Annotated in this window: 17 protein-coding genes; 10 read left to right on the plus strand and 7 right to left on the minus strand. The window is 72.5% G+C overall.

The features are described from left to right. Nucleotides 1–8: 8 nt before the first annotated feature. Together IT355_13880 and IT355_13885 are read right to left on the minus strand one after the other, a co-directional pair. Entirely contained in the window at nt 9–890 is an 882-nt protein-coding gene (locus IT355_13880) for a sugar phosphate isomerase/epimerase (protein ID MCC7054352.1), read from the minus strand. Beyond that, the gene (locus IT355_13885) at nt 877–1953 is read right to left on the minus strand and encodes a Gfo/Idh/MocA family oxidoreductase (protein MCC7054353.1); all 1077 of its coding nucleotides are present in this window, start codon (nt 1951–1953) and stop codon (nt 877–879) included. The genes IT355_13880 and IT355_13885 overlap by 14 nt, the downstream gene beginning before the upstream one ends. A 236-nt stretch (nt 1954–2189) precedes the next feature. Here IT355_13885 and IT355_13890 point away from each other — a divergent pair, with 236 nt between their 5' ends. From IT355_13890 to IT355_13910, 5 genes are all read left to right on the plus strand, one after another. Next, nucleotides 2190–3842, plus strand: coding sequence for a peptide ABC transporter substrate-binding protein (locus IT355_13890; GenBank protein ID MCC7054354.1), 1653 nt, complete (start codon nt 2190–2192; stop codon nt 3840–3842). A gap of 9 nt (nt 3843–3851) precedes the next feature. Beyond that, nucleotides 3852–4838, plus strand: coding sequence for an ABC transporter permease (locus tag IT355_13895; GenBank protein ID MCC7054355.1), 987 nt, complete (start codon nt 3852–3854; stop codon nt 4836–4838). Beyond that, nucleotides 4831–5634, plus strand: coding sequence for an ABC transporter permease (locus IT355_13900; GenBank protein ID MCC7054356.1), 804 nt, complete (start codon nt 4831–4833; stop codon nt 5632–5634). The genes IT355_13895 and IT355_13900 overlap by 8 nt, the downstream gene beginning before the upstream one ends. A 124-nt stretch (nt 5635–5758) precedes the next feature. Then, nucleotides 5759–10546 (plus strand): diguanylate cyclase, encoded by a 4788-nt coding sequence (locus IT355_13905; GenBank protein ID MCC7054357.1) that lies wholly within the window; start codon nt 5759–5761, stop codon nt 10544–10546. A gap of 391 nt (nt 10547–10937) precedes the next feature. Next, nucleotides 10938–11189, plus strand: coding sequence for a hypothetical protein (locus IT355_13910; protein MCC7054358.1), 252 nt, complete (start codon nt 10938–10940; stop codon nt 11187–11189). Nucleotides 11190–11309: 120 nt separating this feature from the next. On the opposite strand, the gene IT355_13915 is transcribed toward IT355_13910, so the two are convergent. Further along, entirely contained in the window at nt 11310–12614 is a 1305-nt protein-coding gene (locus IT355_13915; GenBank protein MCC7054359.1) for a DJ-1/PfpI family protein, read from the minus strand. A gap of 44 nt (nt 12615–12658) precedes the next feature. Then, a complete protein-coding gene (locus IT355_13920; protein ID MCC7054360.1) occupies nt 12659–15022 on the minus strand; it encodes a penicillin acylase family protein in 2364 nt (787 codons plus the stop codon). 90 nt (nt 15023–15112) lie between these two features. On the opposite strand from IT355_13920, the gene IT355_13925 reads away from it, so the two are divergent. From IT355_13925 to IT355_13945, 5 genes are read left to right on the plus strand one after another with little or no spacing between them, the layout of a single operon-like run. After that, a complete protein-coding gene (locus IT355_13925) occupies nt 15113–15613 on the plus strand; it encodes a Nodulation protein N (GenBank protein MCC7054361.1) in 501 nt (166 codons plus the stop codon). Further along, the gene (locus tag IT355_13930) at nt 15610–16920 is read left to right on the plus strand and encodes an MFS transporter (GenBank protein MCC7054362.1); all 1311 of its coding nucleotides are present in this window, start codon (nt 15610–15612) and stop codon (nt 16918–16920) included. Before IT355_13925 ends, IT355_13930 begins: the two co-directional genes overlap by 4 nt. Continuing rightward, entirely contained in the window at nt 16917–17711 is a 795-nt protein-coding gene (locus tag IT355_13935) for a TetR/AcrR family transcriptional regulator (protein MCC7054363.1), read from the plus strand. The genes IT355_13930 and IT355_13935 overlap by 4 nt, the downstream gene beginning before the upstream one ends. Nucleotides 17712–17730: 19 nt before the next feature. Next, a complete protein-coding gene (locus IT355_13940) occupies nt 17731–19182 on the plus strand; it encodes an acyl--CoA ligase (GenBank protein ID MCC7054364.1) in 1452 nt (483 codons plus the stop codon). Then, nucleotides 19175–21325, plus strand: a complete 2151-nt coding sequence (locus IT355_13945; GenBank protein MCC7054365.1) for a hypothetical protein — start codon at nt 19175–19177, stop codon at nt 21323–21325. Before IT355_13940 ends, IT355_13945 begins: the two co-directional genes overlap by 8 nt. 187 nt (nt 21326–21512) lie before the next feature. Here IT355_13945 and IT355_13950 read toward each other — a convergent pair whose 3' ends face one another. From IT355_13950 to IT355_13960, 3 genes are read right to left on the minus strand one after another with little or no spacing between them, the layout of a single operon-like run. Further along, a complete protein-coding gene (locus tag IT355_13950; protein MCC7054366.1) occupies nt 21513–22172 on the minus strand; it encodes a PepSY-associated TM helix domain-containing protein in 660 nt (219 codons plus the stop codon). Next, the gene (locus tag IT355_13955; GenBank protein ID MCC7054367.1) at nt 22147–22764 is read right to left on the minus strand and encodes a DUF2271 domain-containing protein; all 618 of its coding nucleotides are present in this window, start codon (nt 22762–22764) and stop codon (nt 22147–22149) included. The genes IT355_13950 and IT355_13955 overlap by 26 nt, the downstream gene beginning before the upstream one ends. A 2-nt stretch (nt 22765–22766) precedes the next feature. Next, complete coding sequence (locus tag IT355_13960; protein ID MCC7054368.1) at nt 22767–23789, minus strand: FAD:protein FMN transferase; 1023 nt, start codon at nt 23787–23789, stop codon at nt 22767–22769. Between the last annotated feature and the right edge of the window lie 29 nt (nt 23790–23818).

The following is a 23818-nucleotide window of genomic DNA, read 5'->3' on the forward strand; positions in this document are numbered from 1 at the left end:
AGCCCGCATCACACCAGCGCGAGTCGCTCCCGCAGCCAGGTCGCGACGCGCGGCGCATCACCCGCCCCGATCCCGTGCGTGATCACGGGTGCCTGCACCCCTGCCCCGGCCAGCGCCTGGAAGAACGCGTCGAAGTCCACCAGGCCATCGCCCGGCGCCACCACCGACCCGTCGGCACCACGGTCCTTCGCGTGCACCAGCACGATCGCGCCGGCCAGCAGCTCCACGGCCGCCGCCAGCCGGTCGCGTCGCTCGGCATCCGGCGCCGTCAGCACCGGCCCCACCAGGTTCGCCGGGTCGAGGATGATGCCGATCCTCGCATCGCCACGCTCGTCGAGCAGCCGCCGCGCCGACACGGCGCCGTCCACCACGTTGCCTGGCTCCGGCTCGATCGCCACCTGCACGCCGTGCGCAGGGAGCACCGCGAGCACGGCGTCGAGGCTGTCGTGCAGCGCGCGCCACGCCGCCACACCGGCGTTGTCCGGGTGCCAGGCCCACTGGTCCGCCCGGTTCCGGCTACCCGAGCAGAGCGTGAGCACGGGAATGTGCAGCGCGCCGGCCACCCCGCCGAGCGTCGAGAGCGCGCGGATGCCGGCGTCCCGCACCGCCGCCTCTGGATGGATCAGGTTGCAGGTGGCCGACAGCGCCGCCAGCGACACGCCGGTCCCACGCACGGCCTCCTGCAGCGCGGTCACCGCCGGCGCCGGCACGGACTCCGGCAACGAGCCGAGTCCGGAACAGGCCATGTTGTACTGCGCACACACGTAGCCTGCCGCGCGCACCTGCCGCAGCACATCGCGCGGCGTGGCGCCGACGAAGGTCTTCGCGAAGATGCCCAGTGCCGGCACCGTGTTCGCCGCACGCGCCCCACGCGCGTCAGACAGGCCCATCGACCGCGCCCAGGGCCACGCGCCGTCCGCTGGCCGCCGACTGCATGATGGCGACCATCGCCCGCACCGAGGCCACACCATCATCGATGCCGGCCGCCCCGGTGCCGGTCACGTCACCACCGGCCAGCAGCGCGTCGGCAAAGGCCTCGAGCTGGCGGCGGTACACGTGGGCATCGGCACCCAGCGGCCGCGTGAACGACGCGTCGTGCTCGCGGAAGATCTCCACCTCCGATGAGCGGAACAGCCACGGGTTGTGCGTCTTCGCCAGCACGCTGCCGAACTCGCCGTACACCTGCACCCCCTCGTGCCAGTCCATGCGTACCGCCACGGTGAGGTCCAGGTGGCCGGCGGCGCCGTTCGCGAACTCGGTGTCGATGAACCAGCAGCGCGCGCCGAACTTCTCGGTGAGGCGCGCCGTCACGGCAGTGATCTCACCACAGAAGAAGCGCGCCGTGTCCACCAGGTGGCTGCCGTGCGCCAGCATGTGATAGCGCGCCAGGTCCGACTTCGGGTCCACCGCGGGCTTGCGGGCCAGCGCACTGCGCACGAGCAGCGGCTGCACCGCGTCGGTCACGGCGTAGCGATGGGTGGAGTCACAGTACCAGCCACGGTACGCCAGCATCGCACCCATCTCACGCTGCACGAACGCGCGCGCCGCCTGCAGGCCGGGATCGAAGCGCTTCATGTGGCCGACCATCACCTGCCGCCCCTGCATGCGCGCCTCGTCACGCAGCGCCAGCACCTCCGCCACCGAGACACCGAGCGGCTTCTCGCAGAGCACGTGCTTGCCGGCGCGCAGCGCCTGGATCGCGGCCGGCACGTGCAGCGCGTCGGCCACGGCGATGATCACGGCGTCCACCACCGGGTCCGCGAGCATGGCGTCGTAGCTGGTGTAGCCCACCGCTGCGCCATGCGTCGTGGCCATGCGGGCCACCAGGTCGGGGGCCACGTCGCAGATGGCGTGCAGCGTGGCGTTGCGCGCCTTGGTGCAGCTCTCGAAGTGTGCGGCCTGCGCGATCGGCCCGCAGCCAAGCACGCCGATGTTGATCCGTCGGGCGCTCATCACGATCGGAGGTGGGCGTGTGGGATCACGCGCGAATCCTACCCCGCCGCGGCCGGCACGCGAACCTGCGCCCCCCCCGCACGCGAAGACCGACCGAGGAACAGTCGAGCTCGCCTGTGACACCGCCCGCGCGGTGACCCGATGCGCCGCTCGGTCGTTCTGGGACGTGCAGGCGCCCACCCGCGCCCGCCGCAGTCGGCTGACGGCCCCACCCGGACGAACCGAGACTCACGGTCATGCGACCCACCCCCCATCGCGCAGTTGCGCGCGCCGCGGCGGCACTCCTGTGCGCGCTCGCCTTCACGCGCTGTTCCCCGTCCGGCGAGACCTCGTCGGCGTCGCGCAACAGCGTGATCACGATCGCCACCGCCGTCGATGCCGACGCGCTCATCCCCCCGCTGGTCGGCAGCACCCAGGGCAAGCAGGCGGTGGACATGCTGTTCGACTTCCTGGCCGAGGCGAAGACCCCGATCGTCACCATCGGCGACGCCGGCTTCGGGCCGCAGCTCGCCTCCCGGTGGACCTGGGCCCCCGACTCGCTCTCGATCGCCTTCAGCATCGACCCGCGCGCCCGCTGGCACGACGGGACCCCGGTCCGGGCGAAGGACGTCGCGTTCTCGTTCGCCCTCTTCACCGACCCGGTCGTCGCGTCCATGCACGCCGGCAACTTCACCGGCATCGACTCGGTCACGGTGCGCGACTCGCTCACCGCCGTGGTCTGGTGGCATGCGCGGCACCCGGAGCAGTTCTTCCAGGTCGCGTACAACCTCGCCATCATGCCGGAGCACCTGCTGGGCACGGTGCCGCGCGATTCGCTGCTGCGCTCCCCCTTCGCCGACCACCCGGTCGGGTCGGGGCGCTATCGCTTCACCTCGTGGACGCGCCAGGGCACGCTGATGTTCGAGGCCGACACTGCCAACTACCGTGGCGCGCCGGCCGCCTCCCGCCTGATCTGGGTGGTGGCCGCAGACCCCACCGCGGCCAGCCTCAGCGTGCTCGCGGGGCAGGCCGACGTGCTGGAGTCGGTGCGCGGGGACGCGTACACACAGGTCCGGAAGTCCACCACGGCGCGTGCCGTGGAGTACGAGTCGCTGGACTACGCCTACATGCTCCTGAACCACGAGCGGACGGTGGCCGGCGCGCGGCGGCTCTTCGCCGACCGTGCCCTGCGCGTCGCGCTCACGCAGGCGGTGGACCGCGCAGCGATCGTCGCCAACGCCCTCGATTCGCTCGGCCGCGTGGCGCTCGGCCCGTTCACCCGGGCCACCGATGGCGTGGACACCACGATGCGCCAGATCGCCCTCGACACCGCCGCCGCCGGCCGCGCACTCGATGCGCTGGGCTGGACACGCGCCACCGGTGACTCCCTGCGGCGCCGGGCCGGTCGGCCGCTGCAATTCACGCTGATGGTGCCGGCCGCCAGCACCACCCGCAAGCGTGTGGCCGTGCTGCTCCAGGCCCAGTTCCGCGCACTCGGCATTGCCGTGGAGGTGGACGCGGTGGAGGCGCAGGTCTACGCCGCGCGGCTGGGGAAGGGTGACTTCGACGCCGCCCTCAACGCCTGGCGCACCGACCCGAGCCCGGCGACCATCCGCCAGGTCTGGGCCACCGCGCGCGGCAGCGACGTGCAGGCCAACTACGGCCGCTACTCCAACCCGCGCTTCGACGCCGCCACGGACAGCGCCGCTACGACCTTCGATCCGGCCCGGCGGCGCGCCCTCTACCGGCGCGCCTACCAGGACATCGTGGATGATGCGGCGGCGATCTGGCTCTACGAGCCGCGCAACTTTGCCGCCATCAGCACCCGCGTGACACCGGTCGGGATGCGTGCCGACGCGTGGTGGGCGGCGCTCCCGCGCTGGCAGGTGTCCGGGGCCGGCGCGCGCTGACGCGCGGCGATGGCCACCTTCCTCGTACGCCGGCTGCTGCACGCCGTGGCGGTGATGGTCGTCGCGGTCACGCTCGGCTTCGCGCTGGTGCACCTCGCCCCCGGCGACGCGCTGACGGGGGACGTCACGCAGGCCGGTCGCAGCGCCGAGGCGCAGGCACGCCTGCGCGCCCGTGCAGGGCTCGACCAGCCGCTGCCGACGCAGTACCGGCGCTTCGTCGGCGCCGCGCTGCGCGGTGACCTCGGCCACTCGCTCATCACCGACCAGCCGGTCGTGCGCATCCTCGGCGGCGCACTCCGCAACAGCCTCACCCTCGCCGGCTGCGGGCTGCTCGCCGCCGTGGCACTCGGGCTGGTGATCGGCAGTGCACAGGGATGGCGCCCGCGGCAGCGCACGTTCCGGCTGCTGGGCCGCGCGCTGACGGCGCTCTACGCCGTGCCGGAGTTCGTGCTCGCCATCTCGCTCATCGGGCTGCTCGCCTACGGCGCACGGTGGTTCCCGGTGGGCGGCATGCACGATCCCGTCACGCACCTCGTCGGCACGCCGGCCGAGCGGCTCGCCGATGCGCTGCGCCACCTCGTGCTGCCCACGCTGACGCTCGCCCTGGGCTGGGGCGCCGCAGTGGCCCGGCAGCAGCGGGTGGCCGTGGGCGAGTGCGCCGGCCAGGACTTCATCCGCACCGCCCGCGCCAAGGGACGCAGCGACGTCGCGGTGCTCACGCGCCACGCCCTGCCCACCACGGTGGCGCCGTTCGTGACCGTGATCGGGCTGATGCTGCCGGCGATGGTGGGCGGGTCGGTGATCGTGGAGGTGGTCTTCGCCTGGCCGGGCCTCGGCGCCGAAGTCGTGCACGCCGTGGCGCAGCGTGACGCGCCCGTGGTGAGCGGTGCCATCGTCGTCATCTCGCTCCTGGTGGCTGGCAGCAGCCTGCTGATCGACTTCGCCGTGCGCCTGGCCGATCCGCGCCAGCGCACCGCCGGCGGCAGCGATGCGTGAGGCGCGCCTGTCCCGCGGCGCGGTGGCGCTCGTGCTGGTGGCGGCGGCGGCGGCGCTCGCCCCGTGGCTCGCCCCGTACGACCCCGCCGCACAACTCGACATCGTGCGCCTCAAGAACGCCGCGCCATCGGCCGCACACTGGCTGGGCACCGATCCGTACGCGCGCGACGTGCTCAGCCGCGCGGTCTTCGGCGCGCGCACGTCGCTCAGCGTGGCGGCCATCGCCACCGCACTCGCCACCGTGATCGGCGGCCTGTGGGGCACCTGCGCCGCACTGGCGGGCGACCGCCTCGGCGACGGGCTGATGTCGGTGGTGGACGTGGTGCGCAGCCTCCCCCGGATGCTCCTCTTCCTTGGCGTCGCGGTGCTGCTCGGCCCCCTCGGGACCGTCACGCTGGCGCTGGTGCTCGGCGCCACCGCGTGGACGGGCACCAGCCGCCTGGTGTACGTGCTCGTGCGCGAGATCAGCGCGCGGCCGTTCGTGGAGGCAGCGCGGTCGATCGGCGCCTCGCGCTGGCGCCTGCTGCAGCGCCACGTGCTGCCGCAGCTGGTGCAGCCGATGGCGGCGTCGGGGGCGCTCCTGCTGGCCGACATCCTCGCCGTGGAGTCCAGTCTGTCGTTCATCGGCCTCGGCGTCCGGCCGCCGGCTGCGAGCTGGGGCGGCATGCTGCAGGACGGGCTGCCCTACCTCCGATCGGCCTGGTGGCTGACGGCGGTCCCCTCGGCACTGCTGGTCGCCACCGTGCTCGGTGCGGCCGCCGTGGCCGACCGCCTGGAACGCCGCCGAGCGCTGTGACGGGCACGGCGCGTCGGGAGTCCTTCAGCGGTCGAGACTCTGCCCCGATGCCCCCGGGTGCAGCCGGTTGCCCGCCCCCCCAGGTGCGACCCGCCGCGCGCACGACCCCGCCCCGTCCCCGCCCATGAACGACACGACCGATCCAGCGCCGGATTTCCGCTCGTCCGGTGCCCATGCACTGGTCGACGGGGAACTCGTGGCGGCTGGGGAGACGGAGTCGGTCGAGTCCCTGATCGCCGCCGGGCAGGCGCATGAACAGGGGGGTGAGACGGCGCTCGCGCGGGAGGCCTACCGGCGGGCGCTGGGCCAGCTCGATGGTGACCTGGAGGCGCGCCGCCGGGTGTCGGTGCTGCGCTGGATCGCGCGCACCCACCAGGCCGACGCCGCCTATGACCAGGCGCTGGAGTCGCTCGACGCCGCCGAGCAGCTTGCCACGGCGATCGCGGACCGCGCCGGCTTCGGGCACTGCCGCAACGTGCGCGCCAACATCTCCTGGCAGCGCGGTGACCTGGACGGCGCTGTGGCGCTCTACACCTCGGCCCTGGACGCGGCCCACGAGGTGCGCGACGCCCACCTCGCCGCCGTCGCGTCACAGAACCTGGGCGTGGTGGCCAGTGCGCGCGGCGCGTTCGACCAGGCGTTCCACCACTACCGCGCGAGCATCGCGGCCTACCGCTCGCTGGGGCACCCGCGGGACACCGCGATCGCGCAGAACAACCTCGGGCGGCTCTACCTCGACCAGGGGGACTGCGACGCCGCCGAGGTGGAGCTGACGGAGGCACACACGCTGGCGCTGTCGGTGGGCGACGTGAACACCGCCACCATGATCGAGATCAACCTCGCCGATGCCTGGCACCAGCGGGGCGACTGCACGCAGGCGCGTGCGCTCTGCCGGCAGGCGCAGTCGCGGCTGGCGCCGAACGGCGACACCCACGCCGACGGCGAGGTGCAGAAGCTGCTCGGCGCCATCGCCATCGCCTGCCACGATCCCGAGGCGGCGGAGCGGCATTTCGTGCGCGCCGAGGAGATCGCCGCCCGGCGCGAGGACCTGCTGCTGCGCGCACAGATCGCGCGTGAGCGCGCGGAGCTGTACCGCGGACAGGGGCGCACCCGCGAGCTGCTGCAGTCGCTGAACGGCGCCCACCAGCTCTTCACGCAGCTGCGCGCCAACCAGCAGATGGCGGCGGTGACGGCGCTGATCCGGCGGCTCGAGCGGGACGTGCTCGAGGTGGTGCGGAAGTGGGGCGAGTCGATCGAGGAGAAGGACGCCTACACGCAGGGGCACTGCGAGCGCGTCGCCGACCTTGCCTGCGCCCTCGCCCGCCGCGCCGGCGTGGAGGAGGACATGATCTTCTGGTTCCGCATCGGGGCGCTGCTGCACGACGTGGGCAAGATCGTGATCTCGTCCGAGATCCTGAACAAGACCGACGGGCTCACCCCCGACGAATGGGACGTCATGAAGCTGCATCCCGGCGCCGGGGCGGACATCCTGCGCGAGATCAACTTCCCGTACGACGTGAATGCCATCGTGCGGCACCACCACGAGAACTGGGACGGCACCGGCTACCCCGACGCGCTCGGCGGCGAGCGGATCCCGCTCTGGGCGCGCATCGTCTGCCTGGCCGACGTGTACGACGCGCTCACCTCCGACCGCAGCTACAAGCAGGCGCTGCCCCACGAGGCGGCCATCGAGGTGATGCGCAACGACGTGCGCCGGCAGTTCGACCCGGCGCTCTTCGCGCTCTTCGAGGACATCGCGCGCACCTCGGCACCGCGCACGGTGGAGGGCGCCGCGCCGCGCCGGCCCGACGCACGCGTCACCGACAGCGCCGCGCCGCTGGACGACCTCACCGGCCTCGTGCTGCGCAAGGGATTCCTCGCCCAGGCCACGCAGGTGCTCGACGAGGCCGCCACGCGCGCGCAGTCGGTGTCACTCGCGGTCATCGACGTCGATCACTTCAAGTCGGTGAACGATACCTTCGGGCACCTGCAGGGCGACGACGTCCTCCGGTCGGTGGCGGGACTGCTGCGCGACTCGGTGCGGCGGCAGGACATCGTCGGGCGTTACGCCGGCGACGAGTTCGTGCTGCTCTTCCCCGACACGCCGCTGGCCGAGGCCCGGCAGCTCGCCGAGCGACTGTGCGAGGCGGTGGCCGCCAACCGGCTCGCGATCCGCGAACGGCGCGAGGGCACCATCGGCGTCACGCTCTCGATCGGCGTCGCGACCGCGGATGCCGGCGAGTCGGACCTGGAGGCCGTCTTCGCCGCCGCCGACCGCGCGCTCTACCTCGCGAAGCGCCGCGGCCGGAATCAGGTGGCGAGTGCCACCGAGGCGGATGGCGAGACCCAGAAGGCGACGCTGCGGTTCGACCGGTTCGTGGGCCGCGTGCGCGAACTGCGCAGCCTCCTCGCGCAGCTCGAGCATGCCTGCGCCGGCCGGCCGCGGCTGGTGGCGATCGTCGGCGAGGCCGGCATCGGCAAGACCTCGCTGGTGCGGCAGCTCCAGCCCGAGGTGCGCCTGCGCGGCGGCACGATGGTGTTCGGCCGCTGCCTCGCCAGCGACGTGAAGCCGCCGTACGGTGCCTGGGCGGAGGTGATCACGGCCATCCACGCCCTCGGCATCGTGCCGCCGCGGGAGTGGAAGGAGTTGCCACGCCTCGTGCCGGCGCTCGGCGCCGCGACCGACCAGGCGTCACCGGCGGGCAGCAAGTACGCCCTCCTCGCCGAGGTGGCCGAGTACCTGCGCGAGGCGAGCGCGGTGGCTCCGCTCACGGTGGTGCTCGACGACGTGCAGTGGGCCGACAGCTCCACCTGGGATGCCACGGAGTACGTGCGGCACAACCTCAGCGACGAGAAGCTGCTGATCTGCATGACGATGCGGTCGGAGGACCTGGCCGGCATCGCCGAGCGCCGTCGCCACCTCTCGCGTGACGAGCGGTTCAGCGACCTGGCGCTCAACCGGTTCTCGCCCGACGAGCTCTCGTCGTGGCTGGAGACGATCCTGCACCAGGGCGAGATCGCCCGCGAGTTCCTGCGCTTCATCCACACCTACACCGAGGGCAACCCGCTGCTGGTGGTGCACGTGCTGCGCGCGCTGCAGGAGAACGGCGGCGTGTGGCACGCGGAGCGGCGCTGGCAGTGGAAGGACAACCCCGAGCTCGAGCTGCCGACCGCCGTCTCCGACCTGATCGATGCCCGCATCGACCGGCTCTCCGAGACGGCGCGCCAGCACCTGACCGTGGCCGCCGTGGTCGGCCGGACCTTCGACGTGGACCTGGTGCTCTCCGCCGGTGACATGAGCGAGGACGAGCTGCTCGACGCCATCGACGAGGGTGTGGCCGCACACGTGCTGGAATCGGCCGGCGACCGCGCGGCGGATCGCTACTCGTTCTCGCACGGCCTGATCGGCGATGCCATCCGGCGCCGCGTGAACCGCCGCCGGCTGGCGCGGATGCATGGCCTGGTGGCGACCGCGATGGAGGCGCTGCACCCCGACGCGGTCTCCGCCATCGCCGCACACTTCGATGCGGCCGGCAACGGCGAGAAGGCGTACGAGTACGCGATGCGCGCCGCCGAGCGCGCCGTTGCCGTGTACGCGCACCACGAGGCGGCCGCCTCGTACGCGATGGCGGAACGCCACGCCGCCACCGCCGAAGCCCGCATGCACTGCCGCTTCCGCCACGCACTGGCGCTCGAGCTGGCGGGTGCCTACGAGGAAGCCGAGTCCCTCTGCGACCTGATCATCGCCGAGCATGTGTCGATGGGCGAGCCAGGCGCGCTGGTGAGCGTGCGCCGCGTGCGGGAACGACTGCGCAGCCTGCGCGGTCTGGCCCTCGAGCAGACCTGTGATGCGGTCGAGAAGCTGCTCGCCGAGGCGGTGCAGCTCGGCGACGAGCAGGAGGAGGTGGAACTGCTCGGCATGCTGTCGCGGGCGCAGGCCCGTCGCGGCGATCCCGCGGAGGCGCGCCGCCTCGCGCGCCTCAGCCTCGAGGTGGCCGAGCGGGTGGGTGAGCCGGGTGTGCTGGCCAAGACGCTCATGTACCTCGGGTCGTCGCTGCTGGAGACCGAGGTGGACGAGGCGCTGTCCTGCTATCGCCGTGCGCTGGTGATGTTCGTGCGGATCGGGGACCTCATCGGGCAGGCGCGGGCGCAGATCAACGTGGGCATCGCGCAGTCGCGCCTCGGCGCCAACGAGGAGTCGGCGCAGGCCTACGCCACCGCGCTGGAGCTGGGCCGCACCACCCACTCCCCCGACATCACCGGCCTCGCCGCCCTCAACCTCGGTGTGCTGAAGATGAAGGTCGGCGCACTGGACGAGGCCGACGGCTGCTTCACCGAGGCGATGGAACGGTTCGCGCTGCTGAACAACGAGCCGCACCGCCTGGCCGCGCTCTACAACCAGGCCAACCTCGCCCGCGACCGGGAAGACCGGGAGCGCGCCGTGCGCCTGTACGGTGACGCCGCCGTGGTGGCGACGGCGATGGACCAGCTCGACGTGGAGCTTGGCGCACGCGCCGGCCAGGGGCTGGCGTTCCTGGACCTCGGTCGGGTGTCCGACGCGCGCGGCTGCCTGCAATCCTGCGCGGTGCGCGTGCGCGACCGGGCCACCTGGTGGTTCCAGGGGCGCGAACTGCTGGAGGCGCTCGCGATCCGGGTGCACCTGCAGTGTGGCGACGCCTCCGCCGCCCGCCAGCGCTTCGAGAGCGGCCTGGCGCTGGCCGAGGCGTCCGACACGTACGGCGCGGCGTGGCTGGTGGCCGACGTCGCCGGACCGCTGGCGGCCGTGGGAGTGTGCGCCGCACACGACCAGGTGCCACGCTTCGCCGCCCTCGCCGAGGGGCTGGCGTATGCGCCGCTCACGGCCCGGTACGCCGCACTGCTCGCCCGGCCGCGCACTGACGCAGGGGATTGATCGGCGTCGTCCCGGTGCGCGTCGGGGTCGCCCTGACCGGAAGGAAACGCATGCGATCCGGCCCAGGGCAGTCGCTGCGGATCGCCAGAACTTCGCAGAATGCACCGCAGGAACGCCTGTTTGCCGGCACGTGGTCCTCACGCTGCCAGTGCAGCGCGGACCGGACACACCATGCCGGACGGACGCCGGGGCAAGCCGGCACAACTCCAAGCTGATGTTTCACAACAGCTTAGGCCGATGCGTCGGGGCGCAGCCGCAGCCCATGCCCACGTTGGCCGGGCCCGGGATTGAGGGGGCGGACGAAATGGTTGGGCTCGGCACATAACGTGCTCATCCATTGGCTCGCGGTAAGTCGACAGACCGCACAATGAACCCTCTTGCCCCACATCACATGAAGCCGTTCTCGATCATCGCCAAGCGACTGCTCGTCGCTGGCAGCCTGGCCCTCCTCGCCGCGTGCAGCAGCGATGGCGTCACCGGGCCGTCCGAAGCCCGGAAGAAGTCCGGGTACCTGACCGTTTCGGCCGCAGTGAGCGCGGCGCCCGCAGTGGCCGCGCCGGCCCCGAAGCCTGTCACCGGGGTGCGCGGGCCCAAGGCTCCGTCGCAGGTGCAGGGCTCGGGCTACAACGTGCCGGCGAACTGACCTGCCCGGGCGGCGGCACCCGTTGCCGACCGACACGACGCGGACGCACTGCCCCTGGCGGTGCGTCCGCGTTGCATTTCCACCCCGGTGAGCGGCGTCGCGCTGGACACCGCCGGCCCGTCACCGCGGCATGGCCGGCTTCTTCGTGGGCGCCGGCACGGCCTGGATCGCGAACGGGTCGTTCGTGGAGTCCTCGTGCCAGATGTACTCGAGGCTCTTCGCCAGGTGTCGCGCATGTTCGCGGCCGTGGTACCGCGCAATGAGGCCAAGGGCCATGTCGGTGCCGGCCGAGACGCCGGACGACGTGATCATCTTGCCGTCCTCCACCCACCGCGCGCTCGTGATCCAGTTCACGGTGGGGTCCTGGTCCACCGAGAGCGAGAAGAACGCCTTGTTGGTGGTGGCGCGGTGCCCGCGCAGGATGCCCGCCTTCGCCAGCAGCGCCGACCCGGTGCACACCGAGGCCGTGAGCTCGGTGCGCTGGTTCTGTGCGCGCAGGTAGTTCAGCATCGCGGGGTTCTCGAGCTGGGTGTACGTGCCCACGCCCCCCGGCACCATCACGATGTCCAGCGGCGGTGCGGTGGCGAACGAGAAGTCGGTCATGGTGGAGACACCCTGCGCCGAGCGCACGGCACCACCGTTCTCGGAGATCATCACGATGTTGAACTCCGGCACATAGGCGAACATCTCCAGCGGCCCATACACGTCCAGGACCTCGAAGCCGGGATAGAGCACGATGCCGAGCGTCTTCTTCGGCACCGCGGCGGCGGCGGCGGGCGCTGGCGACGCGGCGCTGGTCCCCGCCACGCGCACCGCCGGATCGAGCGCCGCGGCCACGTAGGCGGCGCGCCCCTTGCCGATCTGCGCCGCGTACTCGGCGCGGTTGCTCACCCCGTCGCCATCGGCATCCCCATCGTGCGCCAGCTTCGCCCCGACGGCCAGCGCGAGCGTGTAGTCGCCCGTGAGCGGCGCCCCGAACCCCTTCGTCATCGTGCTGAACGCGTCGAACGACAGCTTCCCGAGCATGGCGTACCCGGCGGCCACGTCGATCGCGGTGGGATAGCGGCCGGAGAGCGCCGCCAGGTCCGCGGTGGCTGAGGCACGCGCCTGCGCGAATGCCGCCCGGATGCTCGCGTGATCCACGCCGCCGCCACGGCGCAGGTCGAGCGACGGGTTGGCGAGGATCGCCGCCAGCAGCGCGAGTTCATCCGCATCGATCATGCGGTTCCCGGCCGTGGCGCCGTCGGGGGTGGCGTCGGTGGTGGCGGGGGCGAAGTTCAGCCCGCGCATCGCCGCGTCGAAGTCCACCACCGCGCTGCCGGCACCGGCACCCTGCGCTGGCAGCATCTGTGGCAGCAGCGGCGCCAGCGCGAGTGACAGCGCGGCAACACGCGTGCGTATGGCATACGGAACAGAACCTCTCACGGACGCACTCCTGGCTGAATGGAATCGGGTGGCGACGCGCACGGTCACCACCGGATGGTCGGGCCGACCTGCGCGGCGGCGATGTCCGCCGCCGTGAACAACACCGGCAACCAGCGCTGCGCGGCAAAGGCCGCCGTCATGTCGCCGAAGTGCGGCGAGGCGGTGTTGGTGGACTGCGAGTAGGTCACGATGAACCGGCCGCGCGGCGGATGGTTGCCGAGCGTGACGGCGTGGATGTAGCTGTCACCGAGGCGCACGTCGGTGATCCCCTTGCCCGGCGTGAGCGCGCCGGGCGAGATCTCGTGGTAGGTGAAGCTGGCCCCCGACATCGGCAGCCGCTGTCCGGCACGTGTCACGGACTGCACGTCCCCGAGTGGGGCGTCCAGCGCCACGCCGGCCGTCGTGATGCGCGCGGCCGCCCGCGACAGCGCGCGACGTGTCTCGTCGGTCACGACGAAACCCGCCGGTGTGCCGACCGGATCCGCCGGATCGAACGGCACCCGCCAGTACCGCGCGGCGGGCGCGAAGCCGGTCATCGGGATCCGTTCCAGGTTGCGCGCGAACTCGGCGAACAACATCGACCCGCGCGAGTCCAGCCGGTCATGGCGATCCCACGCCCCCAGCGCGCGGCAGGCGTCGGTGAGGCTGGCGTCGCTGCCGTCCGCGAGACGCACCGTGTGCGTGGTGCGGCAGTCCGCGAGCAGGTCGTCGAGCACCAGCTCCGCCAGCAGGTTGCGCGAGCTGAAGAACATCGCCTCCCACGACGCCGGCGTGAGCGCGGTGCCGGACGCTGGCGCGAAGGCGCGGGCGTAGGTGGCCGCCACCCGCGTGCGCTCACCGCGGATGGTCCGCTCGGGGCCGATCACCTTCGGGAAGCCCTCGAGCACCCCGGCCACGTCCAGCGTGGCGTACCAGTGGCTGTCGTTGGAGTTGAAGGCCACGTCCTGCCGCACGAACGCCGGCCGCAACGCGCCGGGAATGATCCCGGCCTGCGGCGCGCGCGGGTCGCGCGTCCAGGCGCACGAGGGGTCCGCGCCGTTGAGCACCGTGAGGTCGGCGAGGTTCTCGAACATCCGCGCCGGGCTCGTGACACGGCATCGCTCCAACTGGGCGTCGGTGATGAAGCCGGCGACGGAGACGTTCGAGTAGAGCACATTGCCCTGCCGGTCGGCCGCCGTGACGTTCGACCAGGGCGATCCGAGCCGCGAGCGCAGCGACGCCAGCATCGCCTGCACACTGCCCACCCGTGCGAACGAGAGGAACTGGTCCGCCATCCGCACGTTGCCGCGCTCGGGATCGGCGAACGCGTAGGCGCGCTCGCGTGTCCACTCGAGCCCGCGCATCGTCATCACCGGCCCGTAGCGCGTCTCCCAGATCGTGCGCGTCACGGAATCGCGCCCCGCCGGCACCACGATGTCCACACGTCGCATCGGCTCCGTCACGTCGCCCACCCTGTACCGCGTGGGATCGGTTGGATCGAGCGTGAGTTCGTAGAGCGTGCTGCGCTTGTCGGTGGTGTGCGTGAGCGACCAGCCCACCGCCGGCGTGAACCCGATCAGCGGCAACGGGATGCCGTACAGCGTGGAGCCGAACACATCCAGCCGGCCGGGCACCGTGAGGTGCAGGGCGTGCAGCCGCTCGGTGCCGTACCAGGGGAAGTGCGGGTTGCTGAAGCTGAAGCCGCCGTTGCCCCGCCCCAGCACGCCGCTGCCGGCCGCCCACGCGTTCGATCCGCCGATCGCGGCGCTCGACGGACGGAGCGCCGCCGCCGCGGCATTCCCGTCGCGCGGCACGGCGGTGGTGCCGGGGGGCCGCGCGGCGGCGATCTCGCGCATCACGATGATCGACGTCTCGATCAGCGGCATCTGCGTGATGCGCCGCCAGACGTCGTCCTCGGTGATCGGCCGGAACCACGGCGCCCGCCGGCACTCCTCCCCCGGCAGCGCCGCATCGCGCACATGGCGGTTGAAGCCGCGCACGTACCCGCTCACCAGCGCGCGCACGTCGGCCGACGCCGCGGCACGCACGGCCGCCACCGCCGGCGGCGCCAGCAGGTAGCGATACATGACGTCGTTGTCCACGTTGCCCACGCGCGACCCGAGGAAGCCGTCCACGTAGCCGCTGTCGGCGCCGAAGGTGCGGCTGCGGTCACCGGCGAGCGTGATGGCGTTGTCCACCATCAGGCAGAGATTGTCACGCGCGAAGGCCCAGCCATATCCCTCGCCGGCCCCGCGCAGGGTGCCGGCCCGCACGTGCGCCACGCCGCCCTCGGTGAAGCGGACCTCGATTCCAGCGGCGCGCTGCGCGGCCACCGGTGCAGTGAGCCCACCACAGACGGCAAGGCCGAGGAGCGCGCGCGCCGCCGGCCTGCGGATGGCAACCCTCGGGAGCTGGCCTTCGCTGTGCACCCTTCCTCCGATCGCTGGCGGCAGTTAACGTATTTCTGAATCTCGTTCAGTTTTTCGCACTGTCAAGCCGCGGCCGGCCGCCCTTCCGTCATGACGCAGACACCTTCCTCACCGGCGAACTGGACCCCCGGCGCCAGCATCGGGACCTCGGCCTGGCTGCGGCTCGACCAGGCGCGGATCACGGCATTCGGCGCCCTGACCGACGACCTCGAGCCGCTGCACACCGACCCGGACTGGTGCCGCGCACACAGCCCCGTCGGCCGCACCATGGCGTACGGCTTCCTCACGCTCTCCATGCTCACCTCGTTCTTCCACGAGGTGAGTGACAACGCACTGGCCGGCACCACGCAGGCCGCCAGCTACCCGCTCAACTACGGCTTCGACCGCATCCGGTTCGTCTCGCCGGTGCCCGTGGACTCACGCATCCGCGCCCACTTCACGCTGCTCGAGCGCCGCGGACGGCACGACGGCGAGCTGCTGCGCATGGCGGTGCTGGTGGAGATCGAGGGTGAGGCGCGGCCCGCCCTCACCGCGGAATGGCTCACGCTGTGGGTGGCGGGCAGCCCGGCCGCACCGGCTGCCGACGCATGACGTCCACGCGTTCGTCGGCACCGCCGCCGTGGCCACTGGCGGCACTCCTGATGCTGGCGAACACCTTCTCGTTCATCGACCGCACCCTCCTCACGCTGCTCGTCGCCCCCATCCGGGCGGAACTGGGTATCAGCGACACGGTCATCAGCCTCCTGCACGGCCTCACCTTCGCCACGTTGTATGCCGTGATGGGCCTGCCGTTGGGGCGATGGGCGGACCGTGGTGACCGTCCGACGCTCATGGCCGGCGGGGTGGCGCTCTGGAGCGGGATGACGGTGGCGAGCGGCCTCGCGGCCTCGGTGGGCGGGCTGGCGGTGGCGCGCGCCGGCGTGGCCGTCGGCGAGGCCTCGCTGGCGCCGGCGGCCGTGAGCCTGCTGGCCGAGCGCATGCCACAGCGGCTGGTGGCGCGGGCGATCGCACTGTTCCAGTCGGGCATCTTCATCGGCAGCGCGTCGGCGCTGTTCATCGGCGGCGCCCTCCTGCGCGCACTGGACGGCATGGACCGCAGCGTGCTCGGCCCGCTCGCCGGCTTCTCGCCGTGGCGGCTGGTGTTCATGGCCGTCGGCGCGCCGGGGGTGTTGATCGCACTCATGCTGCTGCGGGTGCACGAGCCTCGCCGCACCACCACCCGCGCCGACGCGCCGCCCGCGCCGTCGCTGCAGGAGACCTTCGCCTTCATCCTGGCACACCGCCGGCTCTACGGCTGGCATGTGCTCGCCTTCACCGCGATCACCGTGCTGGCCTACGGTGCGATGGCGTGGATGCCGTCGGTGCTGGTGCGCTCGCACGGCGTGACGACCGCCACGGCGGGGCTCTGGCTTGGCGGCGTGCTGATGATCGCGGCGCCCGCCGGCGTGATGGCGTCCGGGGCGCTGGTGGACCGCGCACTCGCCCGCGGCGAGGGCGATGGTCCGATCCGCGTGGCGCTGGCCGGCGTGGCGCTGCTCGGCGTCGCGGTGCCGGTCTTCGCGCTGGCACCCACGTTCGCCACCGCCATCGCCGCCGACCTGCCACTCGCGTTCGGGCTTGGCTTCCCCTACGGCATCGCGTCGGGATCACTCGCGCTGGTCACGCCGGTCCACTTGCGCGGCCAGGTCATCGCGCTGTATCTGCTGGTCTCGAACCTGATCGGGCTCTCCTGCGGGCCGCTGCTGATCGCGCTTTGCACCGACCACCTCTTTCACCAGGACGCCGCGGTGCGCTACTCGCTGGCCCTGCTCCCGCTGCTCACGGTGCCGCTGGCGATGGTGGCCCTGCGCCACGCCCGTGCCCCGTTCGCCGACGCCTGGCGCGCGCGGCCCGCATGACGCGCGCCCGCACCACCGCCGCCAGCACCGCCACCACCGACGCGCCGCAGGCGTCGGCGTCGCGCCGGTTTCCGGAGTGGGTGGCCGAGCGCCAGACGCAGGACGGCACGCGGCGCAAGGGTGAGCGCACCCGCGATCGCATCCGGCTCGCCACCGTGCAGCTCCTCGACGAAGTGGGGTATCGCGACCTGACCGTGGCCGAGATCTGCGCGCGGGCCGACGTCACCGCGCCGGTGCTGTACCTCTACTTCGAGAACAAGCAGGCACTGATGACCGACGTGCTGCGCGAGTTCCTCGACGACTTCCTCGCCCGTGGCGAGGTGGCGACTGCCGCCACCGCATTCGAGTCGATCCACTCCGCCAACCGCACCTGGATCGCGCTCGCCCGGGAGAACGCCGGCTTGATGCGCTGCCTGCTGCAGCTCTCCGACGACGTGCCGGAGTTCGCCGCCCTGTTCGCCAACGCCAGCGATGCGTGGTACCGCCGCATCGCGCGCAACGTGGTGCGCCGCTTCCCGAGCGCCGCCACCGAGGAAGCGGGCATCCACCTCATCGCCCATGCGATGGGCGCGATGATGGACGAGGTCACGCGCAAGCTCTTCTCGGGCAACGACCCGCACCTGCAGGCCCTGGTGGCCACGGTGGCCCCCACCGACGACGACCTGGCGCGGTTCCTGAGCCTGATCTGGCACCGCGCGCTGTACGCCGCCGACCCCGAGCCGGGCGCCGCACCGCCGGTGGCACCACGGCTGGCGGCCGCCGCCCGTCGCGCCGCACGACGCGCCCCGTAACCGGCGCGAGCGACACGACATGCCGGCGATCCCGCTGCTCGCCCACCTCACGGCGTGGGCGGAACGCGCCCCCGGCGATCCGGCGGCGCAGCAGGGTGACGAGGTGTGGTCGACAGGGGAATTGCTGCGCCAGGCCGATGTCACCGCCCACCTCCTGCAGCGGCACGGCGTGCGGGCCGGCGACCGCGTGGCGTGGCACGGCGGTTCGTCGCTCGACTTCGCGGCCGTGCTGCTCGCCACCTGGCGGCTGGATGCCACCTACGTCGGCATCAACCCGCGCTACACCGATCGCGAGGTGCGGGACGTGCTCGCGCGCACGTCACCCGCGGTGGTGCTCACGCCGTCGTCGCTGCGTGACGCACGGCGCCGCACCGATGCTGCCGCCCTGCCGGCCGCGCTGCCCGAGCCGCGTGGCGACCGCCCCGCCCTGCTGGTGTTCACCACCGGCTCCACCGGACGACCGAAGGTGGCCGTGCTGCCGCACCGCGGCATCGCCGCCGCCTCGGCCACGCAGGCGGCCGCGATGCGCAGCCACGCGCGCCGCACCATCAACGCCCTCCCCGCCAACCACATCGGCGGCATCGTGAACATCACCACCGCCACTTGGTGGGCACACGAGACGGTGGACTTCGTCCCCGTCTTCTCACCGGCGGCGATCATCGAGCGCCTGAACGCGACGTCCGACGTGCGGCTGGCGGCGGTGCCGATGCTGTTCCAGCGCTGCCTCGAGGCACCGGACTTCGCCGCCGCCGCGCGCGGGCGGCTGGTGCACGCCCTCTCCGGCGGTGCGCCACTGCCGGCCACGGTGTGCGAGCGGCTGCGCGCACTCGACGTGACCGTGCAGGGCATGTACGGCCAGAGCGAGGTGTGCGGGTCGGTGTGCTTCACCGGGCTGCAGGACGACACCGCCACCACCTGCGACACGGTGGGATGGCCGGTCCCCGGCATGGAGCTGCGCCTCGGGCCACTCGACGGCAGCGCGGGCGCGGGAGACGAGGGCGAGGTGCAGGTGCGCGGGGCGCAGCTGTTCACGCACTACCTCGACGATCCCGGTGCCACCCGCGCCGCCGTCACCGCCGACGGCTGGCTGCGCACCGGTGACCTCGGCGCGCGCCGGCCCGACGGGGCGCTGCGGCTCACGGGACGCCTGAAGGAGCTGATCAACACCGGCGGGCACAAGGTGATGCCGGGCGAGGTGGAGCGGGTGCTGATGGCGCATCCGCAGGTGGCTACGGCGGTGGTGCTAGGCACACCCGACGCGGCGTTCGGCGAGACGGTGGCGGCGGCCATCGTCACGCGCGACGGCCGCAGCGCAGAGTGGCCCGTGCTCGAACGCTGGTGCCGCGACCAGCTCGCGAACTACAAGGTCCCGAAACGCTGGATGCAGGTGGATGCCCTGCCGCTCCTCGGCGTGGGCAAGGTCGACCGACAGGCGCTCACGGCGCAGCTCACCGCCAACACCCATGACTGAGATCATCGGATACCTGGACCACTGGAGCGTGCGCGCCGGCGACACGATCACGGCCTTCGTGCACTCGGACCCGTCCCGCGAGGTGACGGCCGACATCGTCGAGCTGACGCGGTTCTCCGGCCACTACGCCACCGGGCCGGCCGTCGCGGGCACGCCGTCGGCACGCGTCACCGCCGCGCCACAGCACACGGCGATCGGCTCGTTCGCGCGTGCGCCCATCCCGGCCCTCGCCGGCCCGGCCGGGTGCACGCTGTCGCTGCTCGTGCGGCCCACCTTTGCGCATGCCGGCACCATCGTCGCGATCGCCGGCGATGGTGGTGCGCGGGCGGCGCTGCAGTGGAACGGCGTGGACGAGGTGCGGCTGCTGGATGCCGATGGTGTGACGCGATGCGTGGCACCGCTGGTCCTCGCCCGCTGGAGCAGTGTGGTGCTCGTGGTGCAGCGCGACGGCTGCACGCTGACCACCTCCGCACACCGCCGCCGGACGGCCACGGCGCACACCGCGCGCACGCCGTGGGTGCCGCAACTGGATGCCGCGACCACGCTGTGGCTGGCGGCGGCGCCGGATGTGCACGGCCGGGCCGCCGGCCATTTCGATGGGCTGGTGGATGCCCCCGCCGTCCACCGGACCGCGCTGTCCGCAGGAGAAGCGCAGGCACTCCACGCGACACCCGGGGCACACGCGGCGGCGCATCCCGCACTGGTGGCCGCCTGGGATGCCTCCCGCGAGTGTGCCAGCGACCGGCTGGTGGACGTGGGACCGCTGGCGCTGCACGGCACGCTGTTCCAGGGACCCACGCGCCTCGTGCCCGGCGCCTTCTGGACGGCCGGCGTGCTGGATCCCGCGCGTGATCCGGCGGGGTTCGCCGCCGTGCACTTCCACCAGGACGACCTCCGCGACGCGGGGTGGGGGCCCACCGTCAGACTCACGCTTCCCGCCACGCTGGCGTCGGGCGTGTACGGGCTGCGCGTGCGGTGCCGCACCAGCGACGACCTGGACGTGATCCCGTTCTGGGTGCGCGCGCCATCGGCGGCGGCGGCACGCGCACTCGCGTACCTCGCCCCCACGTACACCTACCTGGCGTACGGCAACGCGCCCAATGCCATGCTCGGCCCGCCGTACTGGGGGGCGGATCACCCGAGCGAGCACCAGCGCAAGGCGCACCGCGAGTTCGGGCCATCACTCTACAGCCGGCATCCGGACCATTCCGGCGTGTCGCTCGTGTCGCGGCACCGCCCCATCCTCACCATCCGGCCCGGCGTGCGCCCGTGGGGCTTCGAGTCGGACCGGCTGCTCACCGACTGGCTGCAGCGCCACGCCTACGACTTCGACGTGCTCACCGACGAGGACGTGGATGCCGAGGGGCTCGCGGCGCTCGCGGCCCATCGCGTGATCGTCACGGGCAACCATCCCGAGTACTGGTCGGCGCGGATGCTCGATGCGCTGGAGGAGTGGCTGCAGCAGGGGGGCCGGTTGCTCTACACCGGCGGCAACGGGTTCTACTGGAAGATCAGCAGCCTGGCGTCGCTGCCGGGCGTGATCGAGTGCCGACGGGCGGAAGGGGGCACGCGACCGTGGATCGCGGAGCCCGGGTGCACGCACCACCAGCTGGATGGTGCGCCCGGCGGGTTGTGGCGCCGGCTGGGGCGGCCGCCGCAGGGTGTGGTGGGGGTGGGTTTCGCGGGGCAGGGGTTCGAGCGGTCGGCGCCGTACCGGGTGCGGCCGGAGGCGCGCGCCGGGTGGACGGCGTTCGCGCTGCAGGGCGTCGAGGGTGAGCAGATCGGCACCAGCGGCCGGTTCGGCGGCGGCGCGGCCGGCCAGGAGATCGACCGCCACGACCTGCGACTCGGCTCGCCGCGCGAGTCGGTCGTGCTGGCGTCGTCCCAGGGGCTGCACGATGCCGTGACGTTGCGCACGCTCGAGGAGCTGCTGTCCCACGAGCCCTACGCGCCGGACCCCAAGGTGCGGGCGGATGTGACGCTGGTCCCAGTGGACGGGGGCGGCATGGTGTTCACCACCGGCTCGATGGCGTGGGTGGGGGCGCTGGACGATGCAGGGGTGTCGCAGGTGATGCGGAACGTGCTGGACCGGTTCCTGGATCCGGCGGCGCTCGTGGCGGGGGTGGGGGCAGCGGACGGCTAGGAATTCAGCGAGAAATTCGGTGACAGTGCACTCATTTCCGGGAAATCCGGTGACAGTGCACTCAGGGAAATCCGGTGACAGTGCACTCATTGGAAATGCGGTGACAGTGCACTCATTTCCGGGAAACTCGGTGACAGTGCACTCATAGCCCGGGTCGTGTTCCGACCCGGGGCGCTGCCGCCCACCCTCACGCCGCCATCATCCCCAGCACCACCACGATCAGCGATCCCGCCAGCAGCGCCAGCAGCCCCGGCACCCGGACCTTCTTCAGGTAGAAGAGCAACCCGAACCCCGCCAGGGAGAGCAGCACCAGGAACACGCCCACGGCATCGATGAGCCAGGCCCACACGGTCCCCGCGTCACGCCCGCGATGCAGGTCGTTCAGCACGCCGATCGCCCCCTGCGACGACACCGTCAGCTCGTATGTGCCGCGCGACAGGTCGATGAAGGTCGCCGCCGTGTAGCCCGGCGCGCGGAACGTCAGCGCCCCCTGCCGATCATCCTCCGTGCGATCCGCCACCGTGCCGTGTACGCCATGCGTGGTACGCAGGAACTCCGACACCAGCAGCCAGTCGGTGCCCTTCGCCGTGTGCCACGTGGCCGGCAGCGTGCCCTTCAGCGTCTCCGTGCGCTCCGTCGCAAGCCAGTCGGGATGGTTGAGCGTCACCCCGGTGACCGCGAAGAACAGCACGATCACGAGGTTCACCAGCGACACGTACACGTGCAGCCAATGCAGCACGCCGCGCAGCCGCAGCCGCACGGCGCGCCGCCGACCGATCACCCGCGCCGACCGCTCCACCACCGCCGCGCCGGCCGCAGGTCTATCGCCGGCGACGGTACTCGACATGCGCCCTCCGGATCTCCTCGTTGGTGCCGAGATCGGCCGCCACCGGGCGCGCGCCGAGCGCCAGCTCCTGCTGCATCACGCCGTAGCCGCCATGCTCGCGCGAGGCCTCGATGTACACGCGGTACGTGCCCTGCAGCACGGGCTGGCCGCGATCGTCGCGCCCGTTCCAGGTCACGCTGTACTGGCCGGGCAGCCGCGTGGCGCTCGACGTGGTGGCGATCAGGTCCTGGCTCGCGCCATCCACCCCCGACATCCACCGCCGCAGCTCGCGGATGTAGCGCGGCCCGCGCCCGGTGGTGTTCACCCAGAGACTCAGCGTGCGCACCGGCCGGCCGGTGGCATCCTCCACCCACACGGCCACGTACGGCCGGTGGTAGCGAGCGCCCTCCTGCGGCGCGATCTCGAGATCCACCGCCAGCTCGAAGCGGTCGTCCCACACCGGACCGGCATCACCGGCGCCCCCAACCCGGCCCCGACGGAATGCCGAGAGGCCGGTGGCCGCGAGCAGCAGCCCGGAGAGCTGCACGAGCATCCCGCGACGGCCGACGGGCGCCTGCGACAGGAGGTGACGCGAGTGCGTGGCATCGGACATGGTCAGCTCCCGTGCGTCGTGGCGGTCGCGTGCAGCGGCGTGGCCGCAGCATCCCAGGTGGCGTTCGTGATCCGGCGCCCGTCGTGCGTGACGAGCAGGCACCCGATGGCCGGCAGCGTGTCCGCGAGGGCCAGGCTCTCGCGTGGTGACATCACGCTGAAGGCGGTGGAGAGGGCGTCGGCCGTGGCGCAGTTGGGCGCCAGCACCGAGGCGCTGGCGATGTGTTCCGCCGGCTGGCCGGTGCGCGGGTCCACGATGTGCGACACGCGACGCCCGTTGGTGACGAAGCCGCGCCGGTAGCCGCCGCTGGTGGCCAGCGCCGCGTTGTGCAGCCGCACCACCGCGATCGGTGGGGCGTTCTCTGCCGGCGCGTGCGGATCGGCGATGCCCACCGACATGGTGTCGTCACCGCAGTGCTGGATGTCGCCGCCGATGTTGAGCAGCACGCTCCCCACGCCGGCCACGTCACGCGCCCGGGCCGCCGCACGCGCCACGATGTACCCCTTGGCGATGGCATCCAGCGAGATCGCGAGCGGCGTGCGGCGACGCGCCGTGCCGCGCGCCACGTCCAGGCTCCAGCGCGGGACGTGCATCGCGGACAGCAGCGTGGTGAACGTCTCCTCGTCCAGCGCGCAGTCGGCGTGGTCGCGGAGCACCGTGATCACGGCCTGTGCCGCCGGATCGAAGGCGCCGCCGGTGAGCACGCGCCACTGCTCACTGGCCCGCAGCACCTCCACCAGCTCCGGCGACACGCAGACATCGCAGTCGCGCGTCATGAGCCAGCAGGCCAGCTCGCTGGTGCCCGACCACGCGCTCAGGATCGGCTCCAGCCGGTCCACCTCGGCCAGCGCCGCCGACTCGGCGCGCTGTGCCGCGCGATAGCTGGCGGCCGTCACCTGCAGCTCGAACGAGGTACCGAGCACCTGCTCGTAGTGGAAGGTGTGGTGCTGGCGGCGCGAGGCCGACCGGAGCGCCGGCCAGGCGCGCAGGGCCAGGCCGAGTCGGCTGTCCATGAGACTGAGCATGATCCGAATCCGTTGAGGCCCGCGATGCT

Source organism: Gemmatimonadaceae bacterium, from assembly GCA_020851035.1.
Taxonomy (GTDB): Bacteria; Gemmatimonadota; Gemmatimonadetes; order Gemmatimonadales; family Gemmatimonadaceae; genus JACMLX01.

Coding starts and splice junctions, on each gene's coding strand:
- IT355_13960 (MCC7054368.1), bottom strand. CDS start 23,789: ATGCTCAGTCTCATGGACAGCCGACTCGGCCTGGCCCTGCGCGCCTGG.
- IT355_13910 (MCC7054358.1), top strand. CDS start 10,938: ATGAAGCCGTTCTCGATCATCGCCAAGCGACTGCTCGTCGCTGGCAGC.
- IT355_13955 (MCC7054367.1), bottom strand. CDS start 22,764: ATGTCCGATGCCACGCACTCGCGTCACCTCCTGTCGCAGGCGCCCGTC.
- IT355_13940 (MCC7054364.1), top strand. CDS start 17,731: ATGCCGGCGATCCCGCTGCTCGCCCACCTCACGGCGTGGGCGGAACGC.
- IT355_13950 (MCC7054366.1), bottom strand. CDS start 22,172: ATGTCGAGTACCGTCGCCGGCGATAGACCTGCGGCCGGCGCGGCGGTG.
- IT355_13945 (MCC7054365.1), top strand. CDS start 19,175: ATGACTGAGATCATCGGATACCTGGACCACTGGAGCGTGCGCGCCGGC.
- IT355_13890 (MCC7054354.1), top strand. CDS start 2,190: ATGCGACCCACCCCCCATCGCGCAGTTGCGCGCGCCGCGGCGGCACTC.
- IT355_13935 (MCC7054363.1), top strand. CDS start 16,917: ATGACGCGCGCCCGCACCACCGCCGCCAGCACCGCCACCACCGACGCG.
- IT355_13895 (MCC7054355.1), top strand. CDS start 3,852: ATGGCCACCTTCCTCGTACGCCGGCTGCTGCACGCCGTGGCGGTGATG.
- IT355_13905 (MCC7054357.1), top strand. CDS start 5,759: ATGAACGACACGACCGATCCAGCGCCGGATTTCCGCTCGTCCGGTGCC.
- IT355_13925 (MCC7054361.1), top strand. CDS start 15,113: ATGACGCAGACACCTTCCTCACCGGCGAACTGGACCCCCGGCGCCAGC.
- IT355_13880 (MCC7054352.1), bottom strand. CDS start 890: ATGGGCCTGTCTGACGCGCGTGGGGCGCGTGCGGCGAACACGGTGCCG.
- IT355_13885 (MCC7054353.1), bottom strand. CDS start 1,953: ATGAGCGCCCGACGGATCAACATCGGCGTGCTTGGCTGCGGGCCGATC.
- IT355_13900 (MCC7054356.1), top strand. CDS start 4,831: ATGCGTGAGGCGCGCCTGTCCCGCGGCGCGGTGGCGCTCGTGCTGGTG.
- IT355_13930 (MCC7054362.1), top strand. CDS start 15,610: ATGACGTCCACGCGTTCGTCGGCACCGCCGCCGTGGCCACTGGCGGCA.